The organism is Mesorhizobium sp. M0184 (assembly GCF_040322215.1).
GTDB lineage: Bacteria > Pseudomonadota > Alphaproteobacteria > Rhizobiales > Rhizobiaceae > Mesorhizobium.
Genome location: NZ_JAMYSZ010000010.1, coordinates 191,432 through 211,449, shown reverse-complemented (window position 1 = coordinate 211,449; position 20,018 = coordinate 191,432). Strand labels below are relative to the sequence as shown.

General features: G+C 62.3%; 21 protein-coding genes. 13 read left to right on the top strand and 8 right to left on the bottom strand.

The features are described from left to right. Positions 1 to 266: 266 nt before the first annotated feature. From NKJ23_RS15220 to NKJ23_RS15170, 11 genes are all read left to right on the top strand, one after another. Positions 267 to 977 (top strand): antitoxin Xre/MbcA/ParS-like domain-containing protein, encoded by a 711-nt coding sequence (locus NKJ23_RS15220; protein WP_352569628.1) that lies wholly within the window; start codon positions 267 to 269, stop codon positions 975 to 977. 360 nt (positions 978 to 1,337) lie between these two features. Continuing rightward, entirely contained in the window at positions 1,338 to 2,426 is a 1,089-nt protein-coding gene (locus tag NKJ23_RS15215; RefSeq protein WP_352680801.1) for a porin, read from the top strand. A gap of 115 nt (positions 2,427 to 2,541) precedes the next feature. Continuing rightward, on the top strand, positions 2,542 to 3,330 hold the full coding sequence (gene recO, locus NKJ23_RS15210) for a DNA repair protein RecO (RefSeq protein ID WP_352680800.1): 789 nt from the start codon (positions 2,542 to 2,544) through the stop codon (positions 3,328 to 3,330). Then, complete coding sequence (locus NKJ23_RS15205; RefSeq protein ID WP_352680799.1) at positions 3,327 to 3,602, top strand: PaaI family thioesterase; 276 nt, start codon at positions 3,327 to 3,329, stop codon at positions 3,600 to 3,602. The genes recO and NKJ23_RS15205 overlap by 4 nt, the downstream gene beginning before the upstream one ends. 84 nt (positions 3,603 to 3,686) lie before the next feature. After that, positions 3,687 to 6,389, top strand: a complete 2,703-nt coding sequence (locus tag NKJ23_RS15200) for a DUF2339 domain-containing protein (RefSeq protein WP_352680798.1) — start codon at positions 3,687 to 3,689, stop codon at positions 6,387 to 6,389. 36 nt (positions 6,390 to 6,425) lie between these two features. Further along, a complete protein-coding gene (locus NKJ23_RS15195) occupies positions 6,426 to 6,758 on the top strand; it encodes a DUF6572 domain-containing protein (RefSeq protein WP_352680797.1) in 333 nt (110 codons plus the stop codon). Between the two features lie 161 nt (positions 6,759 to 6,919). Further along, positions 6,920 to 7,438, top strand: coding sequence for a sigma-70 family RNA polymerase sigma factor (locus NKJ23_RS15190; protein ID WP_352680796.1), 519 nt, complete (start codon positions 6,920 to 6,922; stop codon positions 7,436 to 7,438). After that, complete coding sequence (locus tag NKJ23_RS15185; RefSeq protein WP_352680795.1) at positions 7,435 to 8,229, top strand: anti-sigma factor family protein; 795 nt, start codon at positions 7,435 to 7,437, stop codon at positions 8,227 to 8,229. Before NKJ23_RS15190 ends, NKJ23_RS15185 begins: the two co-directional genes overlap by 4 nt. Positions 8,230 to 8,438: 209 nt before the next feature. Further along, entirely contained in the window at positions 8,439 to 9,545 is a 1,107-nt protein-coding gene (locus NKJ23_RS15180; protein WP_352680794.1) for a peptidase C39 family protein, read from the top strand. Next, on the top strand, positions 9,542 to 11,005 hold the full coding sequence (locus NKJ23_RS15175) for a RimK family ATP-grasp domain-containing protein (protein WP_352680793.1): 1,464 nt from the start codon (positions 9,542 to 9,544) through the stop codon (positions 11,003 to 11,005). Before NKJ23_RS15180 ends, NKJ23_RS15175 begins: the two co-directional genes overlap by 4 nt. Positions 11,006 to 11,027: 22 nt before the next feature. Then, on the top strand, positions 11,028 to 11,300 hold the full coding sequence (locus tag NKJ23_RS15170) for a DUF3303 domain-containing protein (RefSeq protein ID WP_023719871.1): 273 nt from the start codon (positions 11,028 to 11,030) through the stop codon (positions 11,298 to 11,300). 117 nt (positions 11,301 to 11,417) lie between these two features. Here the strand turns inward: NKJ23_RS15170 and NKJ23_RS15165 are convergent, their stop codons facing one another. From NKJ23_RS15165 to ygfZ, 3 genes are all read right to left on the bottom strand, one after another. After that, entirely contained in the window at positions 11,418 to 13,556 is a 2,139-nt protein-coding gene (locus NKJ23_RS15165; protein WP_352680792.1) for a putative bifunctional diguanylate cyclase/phosphodiesterase, read from the bottom strand. A 64-nt stretch (positions 13,557 to 13,620) separates the two neighbouring features. Then, on the bottom strand, positions 13,621 to 14,253 hold the full coding sequence (locus NKJ23_RS15160; protein WP_023677753.1) for an HD domain-containing protein: 633 nt from the start codon (positions 14,251 to 14,253) through the stop codon (positions 13,621 to 13,623). Continuing rightward, the gene (gene ygfZ, locus NKJ23_RS15155) at positions 14,253 to 15,113 is read right to left on the bottom strand and encodes a CAF17-like 4Fe-4S cluster assembly/insertion protein YgfZ (RefSeq protein ID WP_352680791.1); all 861 of its coding nucleotides are present in this window, start codon (positions 15,111 to 15,113) and stop codon (positions 14,253 to 14,255) included. Before ygfZ ends, NKJ23_RS15160 begins: the two co-directional genes overlap by 1 nt. An 83-nt stretch (positions 15,114 to 15,196) precedes the next feature. Between ygfZ and NKJ23_RS15150 the strand changes: the two genes are divergently transcribed. Next, positions 15,197 to 16,528, top strand: coding sequence for a dihydroorotase (locus NKJ23_RS15150; protein WP_352680790.1), 1,332 nt, complete (start codon positions 15,197 to 15,199; stop codon positions 16,526 to 16,528). A 32-nt stretch (positions 16,529 to 16,560) separates the two neighbouring features. Here NKJ23_RS15150 and NKJ23_RS15145 read toward each other — a convergent pair whose 3' ends face one another. The 4 genes from NKJ23_RS15145 to NKJ23_RS15130 form a co-directional block, all read right to left on the bottom strand. Further along, positions 16,561 to 17,364 carry a hypothetical protein gene (locus NKJ23_RS15145; RefSeq protein ID WP_352680789.1) on the bottom strand — a complete coding sequence of 268 codons (804 nt, stop codon included), beginning with the start codon at positions 17,362 to 17,364 and terminating at the stop codon, positions 16,561 to 16,563. Positions 17,365 to 17,444: 80 nt separating this feature from the next. After that, positions 17,445 to 17,702, bottom strand: coding sequence for a hypothetical protein (locus NKJ23_RS15140; protein ID WP_023677749.1), 258 nt, complete (start codon positions 17,700 to 17,702; stop codon positions 17,445 to 17,447). Positions 17,703 to 18,074: 372 nt separating this feature from the next. After that, positions 18,075 to 18,452: a TIGR02301 family protein gene (locus NKJ23_RS15135; protein ID WP_352680788.1), complete on the bottom strand. Its 378-nt coding sequence runs from the start codon at positions 18,450 to 18,452 to the stop codon at positions 18,075 to 18,077. Positions 18,453 to 18,500: 48 nt separating this feature from the next. Beyond that, entirely contained in the window at positions 18,501 to 18,926 is a 426-nt protein-coding gene (locus NKJ23_RS15130; RefSeq protein ID WP_352680787.1) for an NUDIX hydrolase, read from the bottom strand. A gap of 123 nt (positions 18,927 to 19,049) precedes the next feature. Here NKJ23_RS15130 and NKJ23_RS15125 point away from each other — a divergent pair, with 123 nt between their 5' ends. Then, positions 19,050 to 19,811 carry an SOS response-associated peptidase gene (locus NKJ23_RS15125; RefSeq protein ID WP_352622565.1) on the top strand — a complete coding sequence of 254 codons (762 nt, stop codon included), beginning with the start codon at positions 19,050 to 19,052 and terminating at the stop codon, positions 19,809 to 19,811. Between the two features lie 55 nt (positions 19,812 to 19,866). Here the strand turns inward: NKJ23_RS15125 and NKJ23_RS15120 are convergent, their stop codons facing one another. Beyond that, entirely contained in the window at positions 19,867 to 20,016 is a 150-nt protein-coding gene (locus tag NKJ23_RS15120) for a hypothetical protein (RefSeq protein WP_023677745.1), read from the bottom strand. Positions 20,017 to 20,018 lie beyond the last annotated feature (2 nt).

Sequence of the window (20,018 nt, the reverse complement as noted above, 5' to 3'; positions counted from 1 at the left end):
CCACCGTGCCATGGCCGCTCGCCCCTCAGAGCAGGCGCCGTTCTCTCTCCAAAACTTTTTGCAGAACCTTCAGCACACTATCTTTCTGAGAAATTTCCGATACTTCATGCAAAACAGGCCAGCTGACCGGCTGGAACTCCTGCCGATACTGCGATCGAGCATGGTTACCGTTTGTCGTCTCTCCGTCATACACCCTGCCTATAGGCTGTGCGAAAGACCCGCTTCCGAGCAAACCGGAACCGGCAGGCAAACAGCCAGATCAGGACATGACCGGGACTTGGAATCGCATCGACCCCATCCGTCAGATCGAGTTTGCAAACGCCGTCGCTGTTGAGATCGAGCGCGTGCTGGCGCGGCAAGGCAAGGTGACGAACAGCGATGCGGTCGTTGCAGCGGGCAGGGTCGCCGGCGCCGTTGCCGTCGCCGTCGCCGTCGCTTTGCTTGCGCCGACCGACATCAGTGCGATCGACACCATGCAGGAAAGACTACCCGGCATGGCGTCGCGTTTCGTGCGGATATTGGCTGCCGAAGCTGCGGAACGCCGTGCCCGGACGCATCTGTCGACGGCGCACGACGGCCAAGGGGCAGACATCCAACGCCTGGCCGGAACGGGCGACCTCGACTCGATGCGGGTCGAGGACTGGGCCGGTCGGGTCGCCGGGTCGACGTTCCTGCAGCAAAATCTCGGCATATCGCGCTCGACCCTGCATCGCTGGCAGCGGAGCGGCACGGTCGTTGCGTTGCGCACCGGTGGCCGCAAACATGTATTTCCCTTGGCCCAGTTCATCGACGGCAGGCCGGCGCCGGGTATCAAGGAAGTGTTATCCGCGATGCCCGATCCACGGCATGCCTGGTCGTGGCTGATCGGCCCCGCGCCCGGCCTCGCCGGACGTATTCCCATTGAAATGCTCAAACGGGATCTGGTGGCGGAAGTCGTTCTTGCCGCACAGAACGCAGCGATGGCGAAGTCGGCTTGATCTCGCTGCCAACGTTAAAAGCCTATTCAAAAAAAAGAACACGTAGAAGGAATGTATGTCGGATTCAGATCGGTTTTCCGGCTAATGTCATAAGTATATTTTCGTACAATTGTGACAGTGTCTCGTTTGTGCCGGAGGAAAATGTGAAGAAAATATGAAGTGATATTTGTGCAACATGGATTTATTCTGTTATGCAAACATTGATTATTTTTGGAATCGTCATTGAGACTGGAATGCGGATGAGTATGTTCGCCGCCTGAAGAGGGGTGCGGTGCGCGCCTTTTTCGACGTGGGTGAGGCGTTCAGCCGTTCAACCCATGAATCCAAGCCATTTTTAACTTTGACTGGAGAGGTCAGAAAATGAATATCAAGAGCCTTCTTCTCGGCTCAGCCGCGGCATTCGTCGCGGTCTCCGGTACGCGCGCCGCCGACGCTGTTGTGGTCGCCGAGCCGGAACCCGCCGAATACGTCAAGATTTGCGACGTCTACGGCGCCGGCTACTTCTACATTCCCGGCACCGAGACCTGCCTGCGCATCGGCGGCTATGTCCGCTATGACGCCAGCTTCGGCGACGCCGGCCGCGTTTTCGATGGCGCGACGACACATGACCTTTTGGACGGTGACGAGCAGCAGACCTGGAACAAGAATGCCCGCTTCAATCTGAAGACGTGGACCGGCCAGGAGACTGAGCTCGGCACGTTGAAGACCTATACCGAGACCCGTTTCAACTTCGGCAATACCAAACGCACCGTGAGCGGTGTTGATTTCAGCGTGCAGGACAACAAGGCGGTTACCCTGAACTTCGCCTGGATCCAGCTTGGAGGTTTCCGTGTCGGTAAGGATGAAACTGTCTATGATTCGTTCATCGGCTACGCCGGCAACGTCGTCCAGGACACTATCATTCCTTACGGCACCAAGGACACCAACCTGATCAGTTACTACTTCGACTGCGGTAATGGCTTTACGGCAGTCGCCTCGGTCGAAACGGGCTCCGGCGCTGACCAGTCGATCGACAGCTACGTTCCGTTTGTCGCCGGCGGCGTGAAATACAAGGGTGACTGGGGTGCGATCACCGCGGTCGGCGCCTATAACAGCACGTCGGAAGAATGGGCCGGCAAAGCTCGCCTCGACGTCAAGCCGATTACTGACCTGACCCTGTTCGTGATGGCGGGCTACGGCAGCGACGACAACGTCGCGAAGAACTTCTACAAGCCGTGGACTGGCAACTTTGCCGTCTGGGGCGGCGGCAGCTATGCCGTCAACAAGAAGACCTCTTTGAACGCCCAGGTCTCCTATACCGACGACCAAGACTTCGCCGTTGCGGCCAACGTCGCCTACACCATCGTTCCTGGTTACACGATCACCGCCGAAGTCGATTATTACGACAATTTCGATGCCGACGATGCCGACGCAATCGGCGGCATCTTCCGCTTCCAGCGCTCGTTCTGATCAAACGACGATCTCGCAAAAACGGCCCGTAGCGATACGCTACGGGCCGTTTTGGTTTAAGGCGGATAAGTCGCTCATCTTGATTTCGCCATGCAACCGGTGACAAGCTCTCGTCATGGAATGGCGCGACGAGGGAATCATTCTCGGCACCCGCAAGCATGGCGAAACCAGCGCCATTCTTGAGGTGATGACACGCGCGCATGGCCGCCATCTCGGCCTCGTGCGCGGCGGCCGTTCGCGCAAGCAGCAGCCGGTCTTGCAGCCGGGCAATCGCGTCGACCTGTTGTGGCGGGCGCGGCTCGACGAGCATCTCGGCACTTTCCAGGCCGAGGCTATCGAGATGAACGCCGCCCGGCTGATGGACAGCGCCGTTGCCGTCTACGGCCTGCAGACGATGGCCGCGCATTTGCGTCTTCTGCCTGAGCGTGACGCCCATGGCGGCCTTTACGAGACGCTTGCGGTGATGATCGCTCATCTCGACGATGCCGATGCCGCCGGCGAGCTGGTGGCCCGCTTCGAGCTGCTGGTACTCGACGAACTCGGTTTCGGCCTCGATCTCAGCCAGTGTGCGGCGACCGGCACCAGGCAGGACCTTGCCTATGTCTCGCCGAAATCCGGCCGCGCCGTGTCGCGGGCGGCGGGCGCGCCGTGGCGCGACAAGATGCTGGCGCTGCCTGCCTTCCTGCAGCGCGGCTCCGGGCTGCGCGCCGATCCGGCGGCGATCGAGGACGCCTTCCGGCTGACCGGCTTCTTTTTGACCCGCCATGTCTACGAACCGCGCGGCATCGAGCCTCCCGGCGCCCGCGCCGGGTTTCTCGCCGCCTTGCGCAGGCATCATTCACCCGGCCATGAATCCGGCAAGGCAAGCGCCGGGGAAACCGCCACCGGGGAAACCACCAGATGAGCGAAGTTGAACCTGATCCCGAAAACGTTTCGCCGCTCGGCCTTGGCACCATTTCGCAGGTGGGCGAGGCCTATGCGACGGCCGAGTTCAAAGTGAATTTGACGCGGCCGATCACGCCAAGGACGGGCGAGGTGGTGTGCGAGGGCAAAATGGTGCACAAGGGCCGCACGCTGACGGTTTCGGAAGCGGCGCTGAAGGACGCCAACGGCAAGCTGCTGGCTTTCGGCACCGAAACATGCTCGATCTTTCCGGCCAATCTGGCGGCACGTTGAATGGACCGGCCGTTTGGCCGCCGCATTTGAATGTCACTGAACATTGAATGTCAGTGACAACTGGCCTGGTTTGGGGGAACCGCCATGTTTGAAAGCCTGATTGGCCTCGTCGCCATCATCGTGCTGTTCGTCATCATTTCACGCCAGCAGAGCCGCATCGGCCTGATCGAGCGCGAGCTTGGCGCCTTGCGCAGCCTTGTGCTTTCGGGCACGCCTGCGCTGCCGCCGCAAGCCAAGGAACCGGCTGCAAACGACAGCAAACCGGCGGATGCCGCAATCCCGCTTGCGGCCGCAGCCGATATGGCCGTATCGCCACGGACCGCAGCGGTCGTGTCAGCTACAGAGGCCGATGCCGATAGAACGGCGCCGTCCGCGCCGGAGTCGGCGCAACCGGCGGCAGCGGCGAAGGCAGCTCGCCAGTCCGACGTCGAAACGGCGCTCGGTACCCGCTGGGCGGTCTGGGTCGGCGGCATCGCGCTGGCGCTGGGTGGCTTGTTTCTGATCCGCTACACCATCGAGGCCGGCATTTTCGGGCCACGCGTGCGGCTTGTCATGGCGGCGGCACTCGGGCTGGTGCTGGTCGCCGGCGGCGAGTTCATCCGGCGCACCGGCTTCAGGGTGCCGGTGCAAGGTGCCGCCGGTGCCTATATCCCGGCGATCCTGACGGCGGCCGGCGCTTTCATCCTGTTCGGTACCGTCTACGCCGCGTACAGCGTTTACGGCTTCATCGGCCCGACGCTCGCTTTCACGCTGCTCGGCGCCATCGGGGTGGCGACGATCGCGGCAAGCCTGGTGCACGGTCAGGCGCTGGCCGGCGTCGGCCTGCTCGGTGCCATGGTGACGCCGCTGCTGGTCGCCTCGCAGGCGCCCAATCCGTGGGCGCTGTTCGGCTATCTGGCGATCGTGCTCGCCGCCACCTGCGTCATTGCCCGCATCCGCGACTGGAGGCTTTTGATGGCCGCAGCCTTCGTCGCCACGGGCATCTGGACCATCTTCTACATGACCGACGCGCCGGGGGCGAACCTTGCCGTCATCCTCTTTATCGACGGGGTGACACTGGCCGTGCTCGCCTTCGTCTGGCTTGGCCGCCGCGCCGAAGCGGTCGCCGGCACCGGCTTCGACTGGCCGTCGATCGCGCCGGGCTTCTTCGTCGGCCTTTCGGCGCTGGCCCTGTTTGTCGATCCGGCCTTCGCCGCCATCCGCGGTGCATTGCCGGGGGCCGCCCTTGTCGCAGCCCTGGTGGCGGTGGCGCTCTACCGGCCGCGGGCGCTTGCACTGCTGCACGCCGCCGGGCTGGCGACGGTACTGGTCTATCTCGGCACCATTCCGCCGACCACGATCGCTTCCGATTTTTCGGGTGGCGCTCTCGGCGTCGACGGCATGCCGGTCGTGGCGTCCGATGCCTTGATGCTCAGGGTCGGCATCGCGCTCGGCCTGGTCTTCATCGGCGCCGGCTTTTGGGCGGCGCGCCGTTTTGCGGCCTCTGGCTGGCTGCGCGCCGCCGCATGGGCGGCCTGGAGCGCTGTCGCGCCACTGGTCATCCTGCTGGCGCTCTGGTCTGCCTTCGGCAATCTCGACCGTGACCTTGCTTATGCGGCGGTCGCAGCCGTTTTGGTCGGCGTCTTCGTCGCCGGCGGCGAATGGATAGCGCGCGGCGAAGCGCCGCCGCTGACCGGCGGCGCTGCCGTCTCCTTCGCGCTCGGCGGCGCGGCGATTGCCGGCCTGCTGATGCTGCACATGGCCTTCGGTTCAGGCTGGACAACCACCCTGCTCGGAGCAGCCGCCGTCGTGCCGGCGCTGGCGACGCGCTCGCGCAGCTATCCGGTGCTTGGCTGGATTTCGGTCGGTGCGGTGATTGCAGTGCTCGGCCGCGCTGCCTTCGACCCGACCATCGTCGGTGCCGAGTTCCTGTCGAAGACGCCGGTGTTCAACTGGCTGCTGCTTGGATATGGCGTGCCGGCGCTCGCTTTCGGTTTTGCCGCCTGGCAGCTTGCCCGAACCACCAACGGCCGACCGCGCCTCGCAATGGAGGCCGGCGCCGCGCTGTTTGCCCTGCTCACCGTCGCCATGCTGGTGCGCCATGCCATGCATGGCGGCGTCATCGATACCGCTGCTGCGACGCTTGCCGAACAGGCGATCTACACGCTGATCGCGATCGGTGGCGGTGCCATCCTGGTCGCCATCGACATGCGCTCGCCAAGTTCGGTGCTGCGCTACGGCTCGATTGCAGCGGGCGTGGTCTCGGTCGCCTTCATCGTCCTCCAGCATTTTCTGGCGCTGAACCCGTTGCTGACGGATGAATCGACCGGCAGCATTCCGGTGTTCAACCTTCTGTTGCTCGCCTACCTCTTGCCGGCAGTCGCGACAGGCGCACTGGCGCTCTATACCCGCGACAAGCGGCCGAAATGGTATGCGGCCATGCTGGCGGTTATGGCGGCGGTGCTCGCCTTCGCCTATGCGACGCTGTCGGTCAGGAGGCTGTTCAAGGGTGAGTTCATCGGCCTGTGGAGCGGTCTCGGCCAGCTCGAGACCTATACTTATTCGGCACTGTGGCTGGTCATCGGCGTGGCGCTGCTCACCGCCGGTGTCTGGCTGAAGTCCCAGGTGCTGCGCATAGCGTCGGCGGCGCTGATCTCGATCGCCGTGCTCAAAGTCTTCATTTTCGACATGTCGGAACTGGAAGGCGTGTTGCGGGCGCTGTCCTTCATCGGCCTCGGCGCGGTGCTCATCGGCATCGGCCTGTTCTATCAGCGGCTGCTGACAAGGGCGGCGAGAGAGGTAAATTAGTGTGAGTCTATGATCACGGGAAAAGGCTATTGACAGATGGCTGTTCAGCATACGGACGTCGTGGATATTGTCGCAAAAGGCAAAAATGGTGAATATTTGCTCAGCATTGTAGATGATCTCGGTTGGGATGATGTAGAAAATCATCTTGAGCTTCTAGAGAATAAACTGAATCTATATTGTGTTTTCGTTTTAGAAGGGCAATTCTACAAAGAACATCCGGATGCTGTGGGGCGACCCGTTATGATTTCGGTGGCATTGTTGTCTATTATGCCAGCCGAGGTACAATGGTTCTTTACCGCAGCTGCGGTATCAGTCGAAAAGGCCGGATTGCAATTTGAAGTTCAGCACCTCTCGAAGGGGAATTTGTAGAGGGGTCTTCAGGTGGGGATCGGCCGGGAATAAACCTGCCGCTGGCAGCGTTATTCAGATGCTTGGGTGACCGGGGCGGCGGACCGCTTCGCGCTGGCCGCTTGCGCCGCGCCGCGAAGGCGCGTTCAATCACCACGGACAGGGCGCCAGAACCAGCGGTCATGGACGAAAAGAAGGCAGCAATCCTTGGCGAAATACCGCGTCTGCGCCGCTATGCACGCTCGCTGTTGCGCGACCGCGATTCCGCCGACGATCTCGTCCAGGATTGTCTCGAGCGGGAGCTTGTGCGGCTCGACAATTGGCAGACAGGAGAAAGCCCCAGGAGGTGGCTGTTTACGATCATGCACCATTTGTTCATCGACCAGATGCGCAAGGTGAACCGGCGCGGCGAGGCGGCGATGCTGCCGCTCGAGGCAAGCGAGGCGCAGGCAGCACCCGCCGAGCAGGTCGAGAGCATCGCTTCCCGCGAGATCGTCGACGCCCTGCAGGCGATCAGCCCTGACCGGCGGGCGGCACTTGTGATGGTCGCCATCGAAGGGTTTTCCTATGCCGAAGCCGCCAACATCCTTGGAGTCCCCGCCGGCACTTTGATGTCGCGCATCGCGCGCGGGCGTGAGGAGTTGCGCGGGCTTTTGGACGACACCGCGCGCCGCCGCTCGATAAGGATCGTTGAGAAATGAGCCGGCGCGATTTCTCCGAACGCGACATCCACATGGCCCTCGATGGCGAGTTGCCGGGCGACGAGCGGACGGCCTATGAGGCATGGCTCGAGGCCAATGCCGAGATGAAGGCCAAGAGCGCACGCTACGCCGCTGACCGGGCAGCGTTGCGCGCGGCCTTTAACGGCGTGCTGGACGAACCCATCCCGGTGCGGCTGAATAAGGTGGTGCTCGGCGAGGCGCCGGTGGTCAAAGCGGCGGCGTCGCGCTCGCGTTGGTGGCTTGCGGCCGCCGCTGCCGCCATGCTGGTGATTGGCGGTGCTGGCGGCTATCTTGCCGGCATCGGCGGCCTCGGCCTGGAAAATACGGCCGAGGACCAGCTTGCCGAAGAGGCGATTGCCGCCCACGTCATCTATGCCGCTGAAAAGCGGCATGCTGTGGAAGTGCCGGCAAGCGACAAGGATCATTTGCAGAACTGGCTGTCTAGCCAGGTGGGTTTGAAGCTGGTGGCGCCAGATCTGGCGGCGCAGGGATTCCAACTGGTCGGTGGCCGGCTGCTGCCTGCCGGCCAGGGTAAGGCCGCGATGCTGCTTTACGAGGACGACAAGGGCGAGCGCATATCGCTCTTCGTAATCGCCGAATCGGCGGCCAAGGCCAAGGGCACCTATGGGTCCGAGGAAAATGGTCCTGAGGCCGTCTACTGGCTGGACAAGGGTTATGGCTGCGCCGTCGTCGGATCGCTGCCGCGCGAGCAGCTGTCTGCGGTGGCCAAGAGCGCCTATGGCCAGCTTCTGGCGGGCTTGAAAAGCTGAGCAGGAGCTCGTTTTTCCGGAGCCGCGCCGATGCCGAAACACGAAGGTCGTTTCAAAGCCTTTGCGCGACCTGCCTGCCTTGAAAACTGTCACAATTCGGCCCTAATCGAGGTGCGATAGCGCTTGCTGAATGCTGGCACTTCGGCTGGTGTGACCGATGTTTAGACTAGGGCCGTTTCCACAACCCAATCGAGGTTTTCTGAGCCCGCATGCCTGCCGAGATTCGCAAGGCCCGCGCGTCCGACGTCGATGACCTCGCCGCCATCGAAAAAGCCGTTTTCTCGAGCGATCGCATTTCTCGCCGCTCCTTTCGCCAACTGATCGAACGCGACACCGCCGAACTGCTGGTTGGCGAGAACGATGGTCACGTCGCCGGCTATGCGGTCGTGCTGTTTCGCAAGGGCAGCGGCGTCGCGCGACTCTATTCGATCGCCGTCGGTCCATTTTTCGGCGGCCGTGGCGTTGGCCGCCTGCTGCTGGAAGAGGCTGAAGCCGCCGCTTTCGAGCACGGCCGCATGATGCTTCGTTTGGAAGTCCGCGAAGACAATCCGCGCGCCATCCAGATCTACGAGCAGAGCGGCTACCGTAAGATCGGCCGCGAACCGGACTATTACGAGGACGGCGCCACGGCGCTGCGCTATGAGAAGACCTTGCGCGGCGACATTCCGGTCGCCACCGAAGTGCCGTTTTATCAGCAGACTTGCGAATTCACCTGCGGACCATGCTGCCTGATGATGGCGATGGCTTACTTCGGCCCCGGCTTCGTGCCGGACCCGGTGATGGAAATCCGGCTGTGGCGTGAGGCGACGACCGTTTTCATGATGTCGGGGCCGGGCGGCTGCGAGCCGTTCGGGCTTGCCGTCGCCGGCTATGAGAGCGGGCTTGCTGCTGAGATCTATGTGTCCTTCTACGGCGCGCTCTTCCTGCAGTCGGTGCGCAGCGAAGACAAGCGCCGGGTCATGGAACTGGCGCAGGTCGACTTTCGCCGCCGCGCGGAACTTTACGGCATCCCGGTGAATTACCGTTCATTCGGGCTTGACGACATTCGCACCGCGATCGCAGAGGGAAAACTGGTGCTGGTCCTGATCAGCGGCTTCCTGATGTTCGGCAAGAAGGTTCCGCACTGGGTATTGGCCATCGGTGACGACGGCGATCATATTCTGATCCACGACCCTTGGGTCGAGGACGAGCGGCAGGAGACGATCCTCGATGCTGCCAACATTCCCGTGCCTTACGGCATCTTCATGAACATGGCGCAATTCGGCCGCGACGGATTGCGCGCCGCCATCATTCTCGGAAAGCGCGACAGCCAATGACCTGGGTCATCCTTACCGGCCGGCAGAACGATCTCGACCAGGTGGCGACGCCGCACAAGATCATCACCAATCGCGACTACCTTGCCCATCCGGCACTGTTTCGCGGTCAGCGGCCGAAGGTCATCAACCTGTCGAACAATTATGGCTACCAGAGCCGCGGCTATTACGCGTCGCTGCTTGCCGGTTCGCGCGGCCATAAGGTCATCCCGACGGTCGAAACGATGATCGACCTGTCAGAACGCAAGCTCTATGAGCACGCGTTGCCGGAACTCGAACTCGCACTCAACAAGTGCCGCAAGGACCTGGGTGGCGCTTTTCCGCAGAAGGTCTGCATCTTCTTCGGCATCGGACCATCCAGGATCTGGGACCGCTTCGCAAAACTTCTGTTCGACTGGTTCCGTGCCCCGGCGCTCGAGGTCCACGTCAGGGACAGCGCCGAATGGGCCTCGATCCGCAAGATTGGCTTCCATCCGCTGGCCAGGATGACCGAGGACGAGGAAACGCACTTTCTCCAGTGCCTGGAGACCTACACCAACCGCGAGTGGCGCGACACCAAGGGCCGCACGCCGGCGCGCTACACTTTCGCAACGCTGGTCGATCCGCATGAGGAACTGCCGCCGTCGGAGATTTCGTCGCTGCGCCACTGGGCCAAGATCGCTGAAAAGATGGGCGTCGAAATCGAGCCGATCACCAAGCGGGATCTGGCCAAGCTCGCCAACTACGACGCGCTGTTCATCCGCGAGACCACTTCGATCTCCAACCACACCTACCGCTTTGCCCGCCGCGCCCAGCAGGAAGGCATGCCGGTCATCGACGATCCGCTGTCGATGATCCGCTGCACCAACAAGGTCTATCTCAACGAGCTGATGACCTACAACAAGGTGCCGGTGCCGCCGACGGTGATGATAGCCGGCCCTTCGGATCTGGAACTTGCGGCGCAGACGCTGGGCTTCCCGCTGGTGCTGAAGATCCCGGACTCCTCGTTTTCGCGCGGCGTCAAGAAATGCGGCACCTTTGAAGAGTTGAAGACGCTCGCAACCGAATGGCTGGAGGATTCCGACCTCCTGATCGCGCAAAAATTCATTCCGACGGAATATGACTGGCGCGTCGGTGTCCTCGGCGGCCAGCCCTTGTTCGCCGTCCATTATCTGATGGCCAAGAAACATTGGCAGATCGTCAATCATAAGGCCAACGGCAAGCCCGACCAGGGCGGCATCAAGACCTTCACCCTGAAGGAAGCACCGGCCCATGTCGTCGAGACGGCGGTGAGCGCGGCGCGCTGCATTGGCGACGGCCTCTACGGCGTCGACCTCAAGGAAACCAGGGACGGCGTCTTCGTCATCGAGGTCAACGACAACCCCAACCTCGACCACGGCTGGGAAGACTCCGGCGAAAAAGACGAGGTCTGGGTGCGGCTGACGCAGTGGTTCCTGGAGCGGCTGGACCGGCCGGGGCGATAATATCCGAACTGAGGGGAAAAAGATGCTGTTCTTCGTAACCGAGGATTTTCGCGGCTGCGACCGCAAGGAGATCTACCGCCGTTTCCGCGACCAGGGCCGACTGAAGCCGGACGCGCTTCTCGTGCACCACAGCTGGATCGCAGCGGATATGAGCCGCTGCTTCCTGCTGGTGGAGGCCGATGACGTCACGCTCCTGCAGCGGTGGGTCATCGAATGGGCGGATCTGGTCGAATTCGAGATCGTTCCCGTGGCGACGAACAAGGATATGGTGGAGGCATTGAGCGGACATCTCTGACCCGTTGGGAACCTCCTGGTTCGCCACACCTGAATGCCGCCTTCTCCTATCAAGGAATTAACACGCGGATCGAGCGTCATCTCAAGGAGATCTGAGCCGGTTGCCCGCGCTTCGCACTTAGCCGGACTGCCGGATCGTCGCGCTCGACTTCAGCAGCCGATTAATGTCCGACGCCTTTGACGGCACCCCGATCAAATAGCCCTGGGCCTCGACACAACCCTCCTTTTGCAGGAATTCAAGCTGCGCTTCGGTCTCGACACCTTCGGCGGTGACGGTGATGCCCAGCTGTGCGCCAAGCCCGATGATGGTGCGCACGATCGCCGCGGTATCGCGACTGTCGATGTCACGGGTGAAAGAGCGATCGATCTTGATCTTGTCGACGGGAAAGCGCCTGAGGTAGCCCAGCGACGAATAGCCGGTGCCGAAATCGTCCAGCGCGATGCGGACGCCCAGATCGCGTAGCTGCCTGAGTGTCTTGAGCACCAGATCGCTCTCGTCCATCAGCACCGTTTCGGTGATTTCCAGTTCAAGCCGGTTGGCCGGCACGCCCGAGAACGCCAGTGCCGAGATAACACTGCGGGCAAAGGTACCGCTTTTGATCTGCACGGCGGAGACATTGACTGCGATGCGCCAAGCCGCCCAGCCTGCCGCGGTCGTGCAGGCTTTTCGCAGCGCCCATTCTCCAAGCGGCACGATCAGCCCGGTCTCCTCGGCGGCCGGAATGAAGTCGTCCGGCCGTACCAGGCCGCGCACCGGCGAACGCCACCGCATCAAGGCTTCGGCGCCGACGATTTCGCCGGAGGCGATGTTCATGATGGGCTGGAAATCCAGCTCGAATTCGCGGCGCGACAGCGCGGCCCTGAGATCGATTTCGAGTGCCCGGCGTGCCCGCACCATCGCGTCCATGGCTGGTTCGAAGAAGCGGTACAGGTTGCGCCCTTCGCTCTTTGCCCGATAGAGCGCCATATCGGCATTTTTCAGCAAAGTGTCGGCGTCCTTGCCGTCATTCGGAAACAGCGCAATGCCGAGACTGATGCCGACACGCATGTCGTGTCTTTTGTCGCGAAACGGCTTTCCGATGATCTCGACGATGCGTTTGGCCAGCTTTTCCGCGTCGCCCGGGCTTTTGAGATTGAACTGGATGATGACGAATTCGTCGCCGCCGAAGCGGGAGACAACGTCCGTTTCATTGCGCAGGCACCGTTGCAGCCGTTCGGCCACGCATTTCAGCAGCCAGTCGCCGGAAGGATGGCCCCAAGTGTCGTTGACCGCCTTGAAGTGATCGAGGTCGAGCGAGAATATCGCCAGCGATCCGTCTCTCGTGTCGCTCAGGGCTTGGTCGAGCCGTTCGCGAAGCATCGAGCGATTGGGCAGGTTGGTCAGTGTGTCGTGGTGCGCAAGATGGGTCATGCGCTCTTCCACACGCCTGCGCTCGGTGACGTCGTCGAACGTCGCGACCCAGCCGCCGCCGCTCATCGGCCGCCGCGCAACCAGCAGCGTTCTGCCGTCAGCGAGATGGCGATGCGTTACGTGTGTTTTCCCCGCCCGCAGGCAGGCTTCGATTTGCGAGATTTCGCTGTCGGGGTCGAGCTTTGTATAAATGCCCAGTTCCAGCAGCCGCTTGAACGCATCATGGTGACTCATGCCAAGCGGGAAGTCGGCCGGCCTGACATGATAAAGTTCCAGGAAACGTTCGTTGCGCACGATCAGCTTGCCATCCGCATCGTACATCAAAAGGCCTTGCGACATGTTGGCAAGTGCCGCGTCGAAACGGCGGTGCTGCTCCTTCAACTCCTGCTCGGCGCGCCGTTGCTCGGTGATGTCCTCGTAGATCGATACCCAACCGCCTGACGCCAGCGGCCGGTGCGAAATGTTGACGATACGCCCGTCTGCAAGCGTTTCCTCATAGGTGGAAGGTTTTGCCTGGTCGATATAGGGCTTGCGGATGGCATAGAGTTGCTCAGCGCTTTGCGAGGCGATGCCGATATCCACGCTGTGCTGGAGGATGTCGAAAAACCGGATGCCGGGCCGCACCACTTCGGCGTCGAGGCGAAAGATGCTGATGTAGTTCCTGTTGCAGATGATCATCCGTTCATCGGCATCGAACATGCACAGGCCATGCGACATGTTCTCGACCGCTGCCGAAAAACGCTCGTTCTGTTCGCGCAGCTCGTCTTCAATAGGTTGCGGCTGACCAACGCCTTTGGCCCTCCGTAGGCGGACGGACGAAGCAGCCTTGATACCGGCAACGGGCATGAGGCAAGCCTATGGACCATGGTTAACCATGGCACTGTTGTCCCTGCCGGTTAATTTACCGTTTTCAGCCGGCTGGAACGGCAGTCTGGCGTCGCGACTTTTCGATCGCCGCAAAGCGTTTGAGAAAGGCATTCTGCGCCCAAGTCACCGAGCGCGGCGTGACGTCGAAGCGCTCGGCATTGAAGCCGCGCGGCCTGCCGAAGAACTCCGTCGCCTCTGCCGTCGAAAAACCCGCAAGCAGCGTTGCTTCGAAATAAGCGGCGATCTGATCCGCTCGCTTGATCTCCTTGCGCAGTCCCGCGTCGAGTTCGGCCGGCAGTGAAAAGCGCAGATGGATGGCGCGCTGCAGCCTGATCTCGCAATCCCTGTAGCTGCCGCCCATCACGGATTTGAACGGCGAGATCATGTCGCCGATGACATATTCCGGCGCGTCGTGCAGCAGCGCCGCCAACCGCGCGTCGGCGTCGGCATCCGGCATCAGCTCGCCGACAAGCGTTTCGACCAGCAGCGAATGCTGGGCGACCGAAAAGGCGTGATCGCCTCTGGTCTGGCCGTTCCAGCGTGCGACGCGGGCAAGGCCATGGGCAATATCGGAGATCTCGATGTCGAGCGGCGAGGGATCGAGCAGATCGAGCCGTCGGCCGGACAGCATGCGCTGCCAGGCGCGCGGCGGCGCCCCGGCGCGATCGGCAGCCATCAGGCGTCCTCCGCGCCGATGGCTTCCTGCGGAAAGCTGAATTTCGCCCAGGACGGGATAGCGAGCGACACGGCGACGTCCTCCGCCAGGATCGGCAGGCCGGCGTCGAGCGCTGCCTTGACCCGGTCGATGCGGGCAATGGCAAGGCCTGTCCTGGCCGCGGTCGAGCCAAGCGTGCCGACCGGTCGCCCCTCCACGGTCAACTCTGCGCGCGAAGTGGGCAGGGTGCGTTCGGCCGAGACAATCAACACCCGACGCCTGGCAGTGCCGCGATGCTGCATGCGCGAGACGACCTCCTGGCCGACGTAGCAGCCTTTCTTGAAGCCGATACCGCCGATCTGGTCGAGCAGCACGTCATGCGGAAAAGCGTCGCCGAGTTGGTAGTCCGCACCGCTTTCGGCAATGCCATGGGCGATGCGAAAGGCTTGCCATGCGGCAAGGTCGCCGCCATCTGCGGTGTCATCGTAGAAGCGCTTGACGGCAGTATCGACAAACCGCGCATCAGCAAACGGTGCTGATTCAAATTGCGAAGTGGCTGAATCGCTTCCCCATGCGACGGCCACAACCGGCTGATCCAGCTTGGCAATTTCGACCTTGGCGCGCAATTTGTAGAGCGTCAGCCGGCGCATGAAATCATCGGCGGTCTCGGTACGGCATTCAAGTCGGAAAGCATTTTCGCCGGCGCGCGAGATCAGGAAGTCGAAAAGGATCTTGCCTTGCGGCGTTAGCAGCGCACCGGGCTTTGCTTCGCTGCTGCCGAGCACGTCGAGGTCGGTGGTCAGGATGTTCTGTAAAAAGTGCTCGGCGTCCGGCCCGGACACGGAAACGAGTACGCGATCTCTGAGCGAGGCAAAGGGCATGGTGGGAAAACGAGCCTGATCTTGCAAAACTATCGGCCATTACGTAAGCCGCTGGCACTTCCCCCGCAAGAGACCGGATCCGTATGGCCCCCATCTACGATCTCATCCTGACAGGCGGCACCGTGGTCAATCACGACGGCCAGGGTTTTCGCGACGTCGGCATCAATGGTGGGCGCATCGCTGCCATCGGCGACCTCCGCGAGGCGTCGGCCGGTGAGACGATCGACTGCCGTGGGCTGCACATCCTGCCGGGCGTCGTCGACAGCCAGGTGCATTTCCGCGAGCCGGGCCTGGAGCACAAGGAAGATCTGGAGACGGGCTCGCGGGCAGCGGTGCTCGGCGGCGTCACCGCCGTCTTCGAGATGCCGAACACCAACCCGCTGACCACCAGTGAGGCAACCCTTGCCGACAAGGTGCGGCGTGCCACCGGCCGCATGCATTGCGACTTTGCCTTCTGGGTCGGCGGGACCCGCGACAATGCAAAGGACGCTGGCGATCTCGAGCGGCTGCCTGGTGCGGCCGGCATAAAAGTTTTCATGGGCTCGTCCACCGGCGACCTGCTGGTCGAGGACGACGAAGGCGTTGCCTCGATCCTGAGGAACACACGCCGCCGCGCCGCCTTTCACTCCGAGGACGAGTTCCGGCTGCGCGAGCGGCTTGGCGAGCGCATCGCGGGCGATCCGTCCTCACATCCGGTGTGGCGCGACGAGATCGCTGCGTTGCGCTGCACCGAGCGCCTCGTGCGAATCGCGCGCCAGGCCCGCGCCCGGATCCATGTGCTGCACATCTCGACCGCCGAGGAGATAGGCTTCCTCGAACAGCACAAGGATGTCGCGACCTGCGAGGCGACGCCGCATCATCTGACGCTGAGCGCCGATGATTATGCGCAGTTGGGCACCCTGATCCAGATGAACCCGCCGGTGCGCGCCACGCGCCAACGCGACGGGGTCTGGCACGGCGTTGCGCAAGGCATCGTTGATGTGCTCGGCTCCGACCATGCGCCGCACACGCTGGCCGAGAAGGCAAAGCCTTATCCGGCGTCGCCGTCCGGCATGACCGGGGTGCAGACTTTGGTGCCGATCATGTTGGATCATGTCAACGCCGGCCGGCTGACGTTGCAGCGCTTTGTCGACCTGACTAGCCACGGCCCGCAGCGTATTTTCGGCATCGCCAGGAAAGGCCGCATTGCCGCCGGCTACGATGCCGATCTGACCATCGTCGATCTGAAGCGCCGCGAGACCATCGCCAACGCCCAGCAAGGCTCCAAGGCCGGCTGGACGCCTTATGACGGCAGGCAGGTGACCGGCTGGCCGGTCGGCACCATCGTGCGCGGCCGGCGCGTGATGTGGGAAGGCGAGATCGTCACGCCGGGCCAGGGTAGGGCGGTGGAGTTTTCCGAGGCGTTGGCGGGCTAAGCTCCTGTCTCCAAGAGACCATGCTTAGCCACTCAATCGCCGGCGACGAAGAACGTCCATTGTCCGGTCGGCGTGATGCCGACGCGGTAGAAAATGTAGGCACCGAACTGCTTCATGTCGTCATAGTCGCTGGCGGTGACGATCTTGAACAGCTCGACCCGTTGTCTGGCGTCGAGCTTGTCCAGCGGCAGGGCGAAGAAATAGGGCCAGACATAGAGATCCTGCGGCGTGCCGGCATCGACATGGACAAAACCGGCACTGAGCACTTCTTCCAGGATGGCGAGGATCTCCTGGCCTTCCGTATCGCCCGAAAGGCCCTTCAGGAAGGCGATCGGGTCGCCCTCGATGTCGCCCAGCGACAATTGGGTCATCATGTCTCCCGTGCCGATCAGCGGCCGAAGTTTTTCGATGTCGCCGCTTTTGCACGCCTCGACGATCAGATCGTGCATGCGCCTGACCGGTTCCGGCAACTTGGCCAGGTCGTAGACGACTTCGGGCACGGGCGCGTCCGGATCGACATGCGGATTGGCCATGCCGCCATCGTTGGCCGGCCCTTTCGGTTCGGTTTGTTCCGGCTCGTCGGATGGCGTCGGCTGGCTGGTCGGTGGTGGCGTCGTGCCGAGCGGGCCGGGCATCGGCACGGTACTTCCGGGCGGCGACATGTCACCGTCGGGTGGCGGCGTGACCGGTGAGGGAAGGTCTTCGCGCTTGATCTCGCTGAGGGCTTGAGAGGGACTGCTCGCAAGAAACAGTGCAAGGGGAATCGTGGCGCAGGAAGCAGTAAGCCAAATGCTGAGGACCAGGCCGCGCGGCTTGCCTGATATCGAAAAATTCACCGCCTGCTACTCCCTGGTTCCAGCCCATCCATGTGCCCGGACATGATGTCCGGCGGCGCGCCGTCGTCAAAGAACCGGGGTCAGTGCCGCAGTCTTTCGGGCTCGAAGGCCCCGGCAATCACCTTTTCACGCATGCGATCGAGCAGGGCAAGCGCCGAGGTCTCGCCATTGGTGCGCAGCATTTCGCCGAATGCCGTTTCGAGGGCTGCCTCGGCGATGATTTCCGGCTCGATCCCGGCCGACAATCCTTCTGCCCAGGCTTCGCTGTGGCTTTCCACGGCGGTCAGGCGCTTTTCTTCCCTGACCAGCGCGTCGATGTCGTTGACGCCATGTTCCATTGCGATTTCCACCCTTTCAAGCGGTGATCCGTTGGACAGGGATCAAGCTTGAGTTGTCCCTTTTACACGCAGGCGCAGTAAGTATTTGTAAATACGACATTTTTTTGGTCGTCTTCTACAATTCCGTCGCGTCCAGCAAACCTGCGTCCGATCCGTTTCAAACTTAGCCGATTAGGCCGGCCAAGGGGACGGAAACCTTCAGTTTGAGTTAATTTCACATTCGCGCGCTAACGTTTCGTTAACATAGTTGCAAAAGTGCAACATCAGGTTTGCACCAAGACCTCACCCGAGGCAAGCGGAGAAGTGTCGAACGCGTCCGCCGCCCACAGCGCCGCGGTTGATGCCGGTTTGCCGGAACGGCAGCTGCCGTCGTCAGTTTCCGTAGCGCGAAGCGATGTCGCGAGACAGCGTCTCGCCTTCCTTCATGTAGCGGCTGATGGCTTCCGTGGCCGAGGCGGTGCATTGCGTATAAGTACCGCCGAACGACCGGTAGCCGCGGTTGAAGCTGGCGATGAAGCGGGCGCGCCGCTCCGGGTTCGGATTTTCCGATGCGATCAGTTTTTCCATCTCGGCTCGCCACCGATCGCCCTTCTCGCCACACAGATTACGCAGGAAATGCAGCGAGCCAAGCACTTCCGCCAGCCGCATCAGACCAGGCTCGAACGGTGCTTCGGCAGCAATCGCCGGGCGCGCACCGACAACCACGCTGGCGGCGAGGCATGCGGCGAGAAACGAAGACGTGCGGCTCATGAGTCCTTGTGCTGAAACAATTTGTCGCCTGCAAGGCGATTCTCTGGCTCAGGTCTCGCCGTCTTTGTTGGGACCGAGTAGATCGTCCGCAATTTCAAACACCGCATCGGCGAGCGGCATCGCTGTCATTTCGGCCAGCGTATAGAAAGCCGCGGTTTCGGCGTCGTCGCTGGCCACCGCCTCGCCGCCAGCATAATTGGCCCCAAACACCGTCAGCCAGTAGTCGACCGGATGCCCGTCGCCGCTGCCGTCGATGTGGATTTCCCGCAGCGGCTGGTAGCTGCGCGCCTGCAATCCGGTCTCTTCCAGCAATTCGCGCCGTGCTGCCTGTTCCAGCGTCTCGCCGGCTTCGACCTTGCCGCCGGGAAAGGCATGGAGGCCTTGCGAGGGCGGCCTGGCCCGCTTGACCAGCAGCACCGTGTTCTCGCGCACGACGCAGACCGAGACTGCCGGAATGATCTTGCGTGCTTCCATGGGCTTCGGATCGCTCGATTGGCATAGCCCGTTGTGGACCGGCCGTCGGCGAACAGCTTTAGCGGTTGCGAAAGGCGGGTTCCATGGCCACTTTCACATGCCACCAATTCGAGAGCTGAATTCATGTGCGGACGCTTTGCCTTGACCGCCACTCCGGACCAGACCGCCGCCTTTCTCAGCCTGGCGGAACTTGAGGAGTTTCCGGCCCGCTACAACATCGCGCCGACGCAGCCGGTGCTGATGGCGCTCGCCGGATTGCCGCAGGCGCCGGGCTCGAACCTGCCCGACCGCCGCTCGATGCTGGTGCGCTGGGGCCTGATCCCGGCCTGGGTCAAGGATACGCGTAACTTCCCGCTGCTGTTCAACGCGCGTTCTGAGGGGGCTTCGGAAAAGGCGTCGTTTCGCGCTGCCATGCGCCATCGCCGCGCCCTGGTACCGGCTTCGGGATTCTACGAATGGCACCAAACCGGTGGCAGAAGAGGGCAGCCCTATTGGGTGCGACCAAGGCGTGGCGGGCTTGTCGCCTTCGCCGGGCTGATTGAGACCTATGCCGAGCCGGGCGGCTCGGAAATGGACACCGGCGCCATTCTGACCGCCCACGCCAATGCCGATACTGCCCATATCCACGACCGCATCCCGGTGGTGATCCATCCCGAAGATTTCGCGCGCTGGCTGGATTGCAGCACGCTCGAGCCGCGCGATGTGGCCCATCTGCTGAGACCCGCCCAGCCCGATTTCTTCGAAGCGATCCCGGTTTCCGACCTCGTCAACAAGGTCGCCAATACCGGGCCGGAGATTCAGGAGAAGGGCGTCGTCGAGCCTGAGCCTGAGAAGGTCAGGCGCCAGAAGTCCGGCGCGAACGACAGTCAGATGAATTTATTTTAGCAAAAGCTACTATTGCTGGTGCGCCGTGAGCGCCTCAATCTTCCCGACGGCATTCTCAGGCAGCGCGCGGCGAAACGATCTTCTGCGCCGGCTTCTTCTTCTTCGCGGTGTGCAGAAGAGCTGCGACGATTGCTGCCGGGCCGATCGCCCGGTAGTGGCTGGCGAGCGCCGGTTGCTTGGCGCGGTTGGATTCTTGCTTAGGCATTG

Excerpts from the sequence above, each read along its gene's own strand:
- NKJ23_RS15185 (WP_352680795.1), top strand. The coding sequence starts at position 7,435 with ATGAGCCGGCGCGATTTCTCCGAACGCGACATCCACATGGCCCTCGAT.
- NKJ23_RS15170 (WP_023719871.1), top strand. The coding sequence starts at position 11,028 with ATGCTGTTCTTCGTAACCGAGGATTTTCGCGGCTGCGACCGCAAGGAG.
- recO (WP_352680800.1), top strand. The coding sequence starts at position 2,542 with ATGGAATGGCGCGACGAGGGAATCATTCTCGGCACCCGCAAGCATGGC.
- NKJ23_RS15175 (WP_352680793.1), top strand. The coding sequence starts at position 9,542 with ATGACCTGGGTCATCCTTACCGGCCGGCAGAACGATCTCGACCAGGTG.
- NKJ23_RS15140 (WP_023677749.1), bottom strand. The coding sequence starts at position 17,702 with ATGGAACATGGCGTCAACGACATCGACGCGCTGGTCAGGGAAGAAAAG.
- NKJ23_RS15180 (WP_352680794.1), top strand. The coding sequence starts at position 8,439 with ATGCCTGCCGAGATTCGCAAGGCCCGCGCGTCCGACGTCGATGACCTC.
- NKJ23_RS15130 (WP_352680787.1), bottom strand. The coding sequence starts at position 18,926 with ATGGAAGCACGCAAGATCATTCCGGCAGTCTCGGTCTGCGTCGTGCGC.
- NKJ23_RS15165 (WP_352680792.1), bottom strand. The coding sequence starts at position 13,556 with ATGCCCGTTGCCGGTATCAAGGCTGCTTCGTCCGTCCGCCTACGGAGG.
- NKJ23_RS15205 (WP_352680799.1), top strand. The coding sequence starts at position 3,327 with ATGAGCGAAGTTGAACCTGATCCCGAAAACGTTTCGCCGCTCGGCCTT.
- NKJ23_RS15135 (WP_352680788.1), bottom strand. The coding sequence starts at position 18,452 with ATGAGCCGCACGTCTTCGTTTCTCGCCGCATGCCTCGCCGCCAGCGTG.
- NKJ23_RS15220 (WP_352569628.1), top strand. The coding sequence starts at position 267 with ATGACCGGGACTTGGAATCGCATCGACCCCATCCGTCAGATCGAGTTT.
- NKJ23_RS15215 (WP_352680801.1), top strand. The coding sequence starts at position 1,338 with ATGAATATCAAGAGCCTTCTTCTCGGCTCAGCCGCGGCATTCGTCGCG.
- NKJ23_RS15120 (WP_023677745.1), bottom strand. The coding sequence starts at position 20,016 with ATGCCTAAGCAAGAATCCAACCGCGCCAAGCAACCGGCGCTCGCCAGC.
- NKJ23_RS15160 (WP_023677753.1), bottom strand. The coding sequence starts at position 14,253 with ATGGCTGCCGATCGCGCCGGGGCGCCGCCGCGCGCCTGGCAGCGCATG.
- NKJ23_RS15190 (WP_352680796.1), top strand. The coding sequence starts at position 6,920 with ATGGACGAAAAGAAGGCAGCAATCCTTGGCGAAATACCGCGTCTGCGC.
- NKJ23_RS15195 (WP_352680797.1), top strand. The coding sequence starts at position 6,426 with ATGGCTGTTCAGCATACGGACGTCGTGGATATTGTCGCAAAAGGCAAA.
- NKJ23_RS15200 (WP_352680798.1), top strand. The coding sequence starts at position 3,687 with ATGTTTGAAAGCCTGATTGGCCTCGTCGCCATCATCGTGCTGTTCGTC.
- NKJ23_RS15150 (WP_352680790.1), top strand. The coding sequence starts at position 15,197 with ATGGCCCCCATCTACGATCTCATCCTGACAGGCGGCACCGTGGTCAAT.
- ygfZ (WP_352680791.1), bottom strand. The coding sequence starts at position 15,113 with ATGCCCTTTGCCTCGCTCAGAGATCGCGTACTCGTTTCCGTGTCCGGG.
- NKJ23_RS15125 (WP_352622565.1), top strand. The coding sequence starts at position 19,050 with ATGTGCGGACGCTTTGCCTTGACCGCCACTCCGGACCAGACCGCCGCC.